The sequence below is a fragment of the Citrobacter sp. Cpo100 genome (assembly GCF_030332595.1).
In the GTDB taxonomy this organism is placed as follows: Bacteria; Pseudomonadota; Gammaproteobacteria; order Enterobacterales; family Enterobacteriaceae; genus Citrobacter; species Citrobacter portucalensis.
Window position 1 is genome coordinate 169,003 of record NZ_JAOWHM010000036.1, and the last position, 7,618, is coordinate 176,620.

Here is a 7,618-nt window from a genome sequence, read left to right on the forward strand (position 1 = left end):
CGCAACCGATCAACGTTCTCTGAGTGCTTCCGCGCGTGCGCGAATAATCGGTTTTAACAGGTAGCTCAGAATCGTTTTCTTGCCGGTGAGAATATCGACGCTCGCCACCATGCCGGGAATGATCAGCATCGGATGCTCTTTTGTTCCCAGGTAATTTTTGTCCGTCTGCAAACGCACAATATAAAAGCTTCGCCCCTGCTTATCGGTAACGGTGTCCGGGCTTATCTGCACTACTTCGCCTTGCAGACCGCCATAGATGGTGTAATCGTAAGCGGTAAATTTCACCATCGCATGTTGACCCGGATGGAGGAAGGCGATATCGCGCGGCTGGATTTTGGCTTCGATTAACAGTTTGTCATCCAGCGGAACGATTTCCACCAGATCGCTGCCCGGTTGAATGACGCCGCCGATAGTATTCACCATCACCTGCTGGACGATACCCCGCACCGGTGAGGTGACCATGGTACGGTTCACCCGATCCTCCAGTGCTTTAACGCTTGCCTGGGTTTTACTCAGATTGGTGCGAGCTTCATTGAGTTGGGCCAGCGCATCGCTCTGGAAACGGCCACGGCTTTCACCGATTTTATTCTCAATCTCTTTAATTTCTGACGTGGCCTTGGGGAGCGACAGGCTAATAGAATTGAGCTGCCCGGCGGTTTCCACTTCGGTACGACGCAGTCGCAACAGTTCGACTTTTGAAATGGCGCCTGAAGCGAGCAGCGGCTCGGACATTTTGATTTCCTGACGGATTAACCCGAGGCTGTGCTTAAACTGATCCTCCTTTGACTCAAAGTCGCGCAGCTCCTGTTTTTTCTGCACCAGCTGTTCTTCGAGCCCGGAAATTTCGTTGTGAAATTGTTCCCGGCGGCTGTTGTACAGCTCGGTTTCTCCCCGGGCGACATCCGGTGCCTGGCTGGCTATCTCGTGTGAAATCACAAAGTCCCGGTTTTCAACTTCCGCCGTCAGGCGTTCTACCTTGGCGCGCAGACCGAGTTTGTCGGCTTCGGTTTCACCCACGTTGGAGGCGAAACGCGTGTCATCGAGGTGCAGTAGTGGAGTTCCGGCGTTAACGATTTGCCCTTCATGCACGTACAGCTCGGTGACAATTCCCCCTTCCAGGTTCTGGATTTTTTGCAGTTTTGATGAAGGGATCGCTTTGCCTTCACCGCGTGTCACTTCATCAATTTTTGCAAAACCAGCCCAGATGAAGGACAGCACCACCAGCGCGAGGATCACCCACAACGTCAGTCGTATCACTCTTGGGGCGTCATCAATTATGGCCTGACTGACCTCATTAATACTGTCGGTTTGATTTTCATCACGACCGCGAAAATAGTGCTGCATATAGCTGCGGGCACGAGTCAGGAGATCAGCGAGACGCATTAATTTGCCCCTTTTTCAACGCATCCATCACTACCCCTTTCGGACCGTCTGCGATGATGCGACCTTTATCAACAATAATCAGACGGTCAACCAGCGACAGCATGGAAGCGCGGTGCGTGACCAGTAATAACGTTTTTCCCGCAATACAGGGGGCCAGCGTGTGTTTGATCTTCTCTTCGCTGGTGTTGTCCATTGAACTGGTGGGTTCATCCAGTAGCAGGAGAGGGGGATCAAGCAACAGTGCACGCGCGAGCGCCACCGCCTGCCGTTGCCCACCGGAAAGCTGGGAGCCGCGTTCGCCGACCTGCAGGTTATAGCCGTCGGGATGCAGGCGTGCGAATTCGTTGACGCCAGCCAGTTCTGCCGCTCGCAGCATGGTTTCGTCATCGACATAGCGCGCTCCGCACAGCAGGTTATCGCGCAGCGTGCCGTTGAATAGCTGGATGTCCTGTGGCACGTAGCCGATGCTGTGGCGCAGATCGTTCACATCCAGTTGACGAGAGTCGATACCATCGATCAGCAGGTTCCCGGCGCTCGGCTGGTATAAATTGACGATTAGTTTACTCAGCGAACTTTTACCGGAACCGCTGCGCCCGATAATGCCGATGCGCTCACCGGGCTGAATGGTCAGGTTAATTTTGTGCAGCGACAGGTTTTGTTGCTCCGGGTAGCTGAAATCCACATCGCGAAATTCAATGCTGCCCTGTAACTGTTCACGCTTGAGCGGGTTTTCATCCGCACGGCGCTCCTGCGTCAGCGACATCATTTTCTCAGTGTTTTTGATGGTCAGTTTCGCCTGCTGATAGCGGGCGATAAGGCCGGTGAGCTGACCCAGCGGCATGAGTGCCCGGCCGTTAAGCATGTAGCAGGCGATCAAGCCACCCATACTCAGTTTGCCGTCGATAATCATGTACACCCCGACGATGATCATCACCGCGCCTGAAATTTGCTGGAACCAGCCAGTAAGGTTGCTGGCCAGGCTGGACAAGGTTTTCACCCGCAGTTCGAGACGGCTCAGGCTGCCCAGCGTTTGTTCCCACTGGAACTGGCGTTCGCTTTGGGCATTATTCACTTTGATGGCATCCAGACTGCTCAGGGTTTCAATCAGTAGCGCCTGGCGTTCGCTGGCGAGGCTCATGGTTTTTGCCACCGCAGCGTTGACCGGCTTTTGTAGTGCCCAACTGCACAACAGGGCAATCGGTAATGTCAGTACCGGGATCCATGCCAGCGCGCCGCCGATAATGCCAATAACAACCAGCAGTAACAGGGTGAAGGGCAAATCGATAATTGTCGTCAAAGTGAGGGATGAGAGGAAATCACGCAGTGACTGAAACTCGTGAATGTTTTGTGCAAAGCTGCCCACGCGCGCCGGGCGCTCTTTCATCTCCATACCGACAATGCGCTCAAACAGGGTTGAAGAGATGATGAGATCGCTTTTCTTACCTGCAATATCAAGGCAGATACCGCGCAGCATTTTTAAAATCAGATCAAAGACAAAAGCCAGGCAGATGCCGACTGCCAGCACCCATAGTGTGACCGTTGCCTGGTTTGGCACGACGCGGTCATACACATTCATGGTAAAGAGCGGTGTGCCGAGCGCAATCAGGTTGATTAACAGACTGGCCAATACCGCATCCATATACAGAAAACGCGACAGCTTCAGCGTGTCTTTAAACCAGGATTTGGTGCGCGGCAGAAAGGCCTCTGCCTGCAAATCGAATTCGTGGCGCGGATGCGCAAAAATGACTTTGCCCGCATAGTTTTGCTCAAGCGTGGCGGCATCAACGCAAATTTCCCCACCTTCGCTTTCGCTGGGCATAAAGCGGGCGCTGCCGTCATCGTTCCATGCCAACAACACCCCGGTTCCCCCTGCGTTCAATAACAAGACAGCAGGCAGAGACATTGCCGGAATTTTATCGAGCGTGCGCGTGACGACTCGCGCCTTTAAACCGGCCCTTGCCGCTGCGCGTGGAAATATATTCAGCGTGAGCCGATCGTTTTCTAATGGCAGGCCACTGCTTAATGTTGAACGACTCGCCGGTTTACCGTGCAGAGAACACAGAATCAGTAAGCTATCTAATAACGGGTCGTCATTATGGCTACGTGGGTCGTGATGTTGAGAATTAGGACGAGCGTAATTCTCAGGGACGTCATTTAATAATTCGGCTTGTGCACTCATTTTCGCAACCATTCTGACCGTGCACGGTTAAACAATAGCAAGCTAATTATAAGCGTGCAGGTCAGGGATTTATTGGGGATTAATAATTATTAATGAAGTTCCGGTAAGCTATTTTCTTCTGCTGAATCTACCGGTTGCCCCGAAGGCGGCGGTGTGATTTTTAGAATATTCATTAATTCCCCGGTGCGTTCGCTAATACGATAGCCACTGGTCATGGCCAGATAACGTAATTCAACAAGACGGCGTTTAGAGGAGAACACTTCATTTTCACTATCGAGTAAATCCAGCAGCGTACGCTCGCCAAGACTAAATTGATCCTGATAAGCCGTGCGCACTTTGACGCTGCGGTCGGCATATTCTTCCGCCGAAGGAAGCTGGGCGCGAGCGTTTTGCAGTGCGGTCCAGGCCAGGCGTAGCTCCTGATTCAGCTGGCGCAGCGTGTTATTACGTACATCCTGAGCCTGCTTGTGCAGATAAGCGCGGGAGTTCATGTTGGCTTTGTCGCTGCCGCCCTGGTACAGGTTGTAATGCAGTTTGACCATCGCTTCCCACTCTTCGGTGTGTGCGCTGGTGGTATCGGTGTTATTGCTAATCCCGCGGGAAAGCTCTACGTCCACACGTGGATAGAAGGTTGATTTCGACGCTTCATACTGCTGGTGCGCAGCTTCGATGTCCGCATTGGCAGACTTCAGTAATGGATTATTTTTTTCCATCCGACTTTTGGCATCTTCCAGCGAGGTTGGCAGCTGAGAGTCAATGCTTTCTGGCTGGCTTAAGCCCTGCGGATCCATGCCCGTCACGCTGACAAAGGTGGTTTTCGCGTCTTCAAGGTTAGTCTGCTCGGTCAGCAGGTTGTTTCGCGCCTGCGCCAGACGCGCTTCGGCCTGCATAAAATCCCCGGAGCGCCCAACGCCCTGATCGGTACGCAGTTTTATCTGGTCGTAAATGCGCTCGTGGTTCGCCAGATCGTCTTCAGCAAGGCGAACAAACTCTTCGCGTTGCAGCACGTCGAAATAGGCCTGAATCACCGCATAAGCGGTGCTTTCGCTGGTGTTCATCACACCGTAGGCGCGTGAGTCAACGGTCGCTTTTTGTCGCGCCACTTCGCTGTTGGTCGCAAAGCCGTTAAACACATTCTGCTCGAGGCTGATAGTCGCCTCGTTAGGTGATTGAGTCAGACCGTTATTGCGCCCTGCAGCGCGGGTAGTTGCATCATCAACATTTTTGCGTCCGGCCTCGGCATTTAAATTCAGTGATGGCAAATAGCCACCTTGTGCCGCCCGCAGATCTTGCTCCGAGGAATAACGGCTATTTATTGCAGCATTAACTTCAGGATGATTCGCTAATGCATCTTTAACGGTATTTTGTAAGTCTTCTGCGTTTACTGCATTTATTGAAAAACATGAAAGCAGAAAAACTAAAAACTTCTTCATGACATGAATGCCCTATATCTCACGGTTATGACATCCAGGTGTCGTCGCTATCATCCATTTTTACAAATACGTTATATTAATTAACAAATATGAATTGTCTTAATTGATGACTGTAATCAGCTATTCAGCGACATGTTTTGTCACATCGTGTTTTATTTTTGGTTATTTTTTATTATATTCATTTGCCAGTCAAGTCTCATGTAATTGCATTCTATAAAATGTGTTTTTTTCTACATTGAGATATTAATGTTTACATTAATTGAATGTGATATTTGTTCGTTAATATATTAACGAGTTTATAAAAATAATGATGGTAATTAAGTGAGGTTACGGTGAGCAAATTACTCGGTGTGATCAAAGCAATTATTGGACAGGTTTACGTAGTTGATGCCAATGGTGCACAACGACTGGTTCATGAAGGCGACAGGGTATATAGCGGTGAAGAAATTGTGACCGGTGCCAGCGGCGCGGTAAGTATCTCTTTACCAGACGGAAAAACGCTGGATATAGGCCGTAATAGCCATTGGGGTGAGCACGGGCTACAGGTCAGCCATCATCCGGAAAGTAGTGCTCAGGATATTGCCGCCGCACAAAAGGCCATTGCCGATGGCGCTGACCCGACGCAGGTGCTGGAAGCCACCGCGGCGGGTAATGAAGCACCGGTAACATTAGAAGGTGGCGGCGGGGGGCACACTCTGGTTCAGCTTGAATTGACCGGGCAGGTGGTTGATCCGACAGCAGGTTTTAACACCAAAGGTCTGGGAAGCCCGAACTGGGATATCAATCTGCCGATAGGGGGAGTTACCGCAGGTTCCGCGAGTGTTTTCCCGCCTGAGGTACAAATTACCGAGTTTGCCGGCAACGACGGTTTCATTAACAAAAGCGAATTCCATCAGACCCATTTAAGCGGCACCAGTAATCAAAATCACATCACACTCACCTTCACCGATAGCCAAAAAAACACATTCACCGTTACTGTTCCGGTGAGCAACGGGCACTGGAATATTGATACCGATCTGGGGGAACTGGTCCCGGGAAATGTAACAGTGGTGGCAATAGCCACCGATGTGACGGGACGAACGGCAGAAAGTTTTGATCATGCGCTGATTGATATTACCGGACCACACATCGACATTACCGTTGATAATGTCACGCCGGATAACCTCATTAACTACGAAGAGTCACGTCAGCCGCAAACCCTGATCCACGGGTCGGTCGGCGGCGACACTAAACCCGGCGATATCGTTACTTTATTGGTTGATGGTAAAGAATATACCGGTGTTGTTACCGACCCCGGAAATGGGACTCTGACTTATACCATCCCGGTACTGACCCAGGGGTTACTGCATGACCCGAACATCCACGCCACGTTAACCTCTACTGACGACGCAGGAAATACCACCATTGTTTCCACGGATCATCATGTCGATAACGACCTGTATGCGCAAAATGCCGTGACCATTGAAACGGTGGCGAATGATGATGTCGTCAACGCTAATGAGTTTCGTATGCCGACCATTATTTCTGGCATTGCCAGCGGTGATGCGAAAGCGGGTGATCCGGTCACGTTGACCATTCAGGGCAAAGCGTTTCACGGCACGGTTTTCGACGATCATGGCCAGCTACGCTATGAAATCGTTGTGCCTTCCGCAACTCTCAAAGAGGGGGCTAACGATGTGCAGGTGACGCTGGTAAGCCATGACGCAGTAGGTAATGAAGCCACTGCTGTGACGCACCGCACCGTGGTGCTGGACACCCAGGCACATAACGCCCTCACGATTGATGATGTCACGACAGATAACACCCTGAATCGTGCTGAGCTGTATATGCGTAACCAGGTGATTTCCGGAACCGTCAGCGGGGAAGACGCGAAAGCGGGCGACCCGGTGCTGGTAGAGATCAATGGCCACCAGTACAACGGTCAGATCATCGATCTCGGCAATAGCACGCTGGGCTATCGTATTGCGGTGAACGCTGCCGATTTTGCCAACAACGTTGCAAAAGTCGATGGTTATATGGACGTGAAGGTAACGGTCACCTCTCACGATGCGGCGGGCAACCTGGCGATTGCCACCAGCAGCCACGATGTGCATATCGACAACTTCGCGGAAAACACGGTACATATCGACACCGTCGCGAACGACAATGTGGTCAACGCCATTGAAAACCGCATGACCACGCTGATAAGCGGCGTGGCAGGCGGCGATGCCAAAGCGGGGGATACCGTTACCGTCAGCGTGCGGGGGCAGAGTTTTACCGGAACGGTGGTCGATGATAACGGCGAACTGCGCTACGAAGTGGCGGTGCCGGTCGGCACGCTGAAGGAAGGTAAAAATGCGGTGGTGGTGACGCTGGTCAGCCACGATGCGGTGGGTAATGAAGTGACCGCGCTGGCGCACCGTACCGTGGTGCTGGACACTAAAGCGCATAACACCGTCAATATTCATGATGTCACTGCCGACAACACCCTGAACTTTACTGAGCTGTCGGCGGCGAAGCAGGTGATTACCGGAAACGTGCGCGGGGAAGACGCGAAAGCGGGCGACCCGGTGCTGGTAGAGATTAACGGCTACCAGTATCACGGCCAGGTGATTGATACCGGGAAAAATACCCTCGGTTATCG

The 7,618-nt window shown here is 51.8% G+C and carries 4 protein-coding genes; 1 reads left to right on the top strand and 3 read right to left on the bottom strand.

Translation table 11 applies throughout. The features are described from left to right. Nucleotides 1-9: 9 nt before the first annotated feature. From OGX96_RS15485 to OGX96_RS15495, 3 genes are all read right to left on the bottom strand, one after another. The gene (locus OGX96_RS15485) at nucleotides 10-1,383 is read right to left on the bottom strand and encodes an HlyD family type I secretion periplasmic adaptor subunit (RefSeq protein WP_057068068.1); all 1,374 of its coding nucleotides are present in this window, start codon (nucleotides 1,381-1,383) and stop codon (nucleotides 10-12) included. Continuing rightward, nucleotides 1,370-3,562 (bottom strand): type I secretion system permease/ATPase, encoded by a 2,193-nt coding sequence (locus tag OGX96_RS15490; RefSeq protein ID WP_286583536.1) that lies wholly within the window; start codon nucleotides 3,560-3,562, stop codon nucleotides 1,370-1,372. The genes OGX96_RS15485 and OGX96_RS15490 overlap by 14 nt, the downstream gene beginning before the upstream one ends. Nucleotides 3,563-3,651: 89 nt before the next feature. Beyond that, nucleotides 3,652-4,995, bottom strand: a complete 1,344-nt coding sequence (locus OGX96_RS15495; protein WP_057068072.1) for a TolC family outer membrane protein — start codon at nucleotides 4,993-4,995, stop codon at nucleotides 3,652-3,654. Between the two features lie 332 nt (nucleotides 4,996-5,327). Between OGX96_RS15495 and OGX96_RS15500 the strand changes: the two genes are divergently transcribed. Next, nucleotides 5,328-7,618: retention module-containing protein (locus OGX96_RS15500; RefSeq protein ID WP_286583538.1), on the top strand; the 2,291-nt coding region annotated here is incomplete at its 3' end.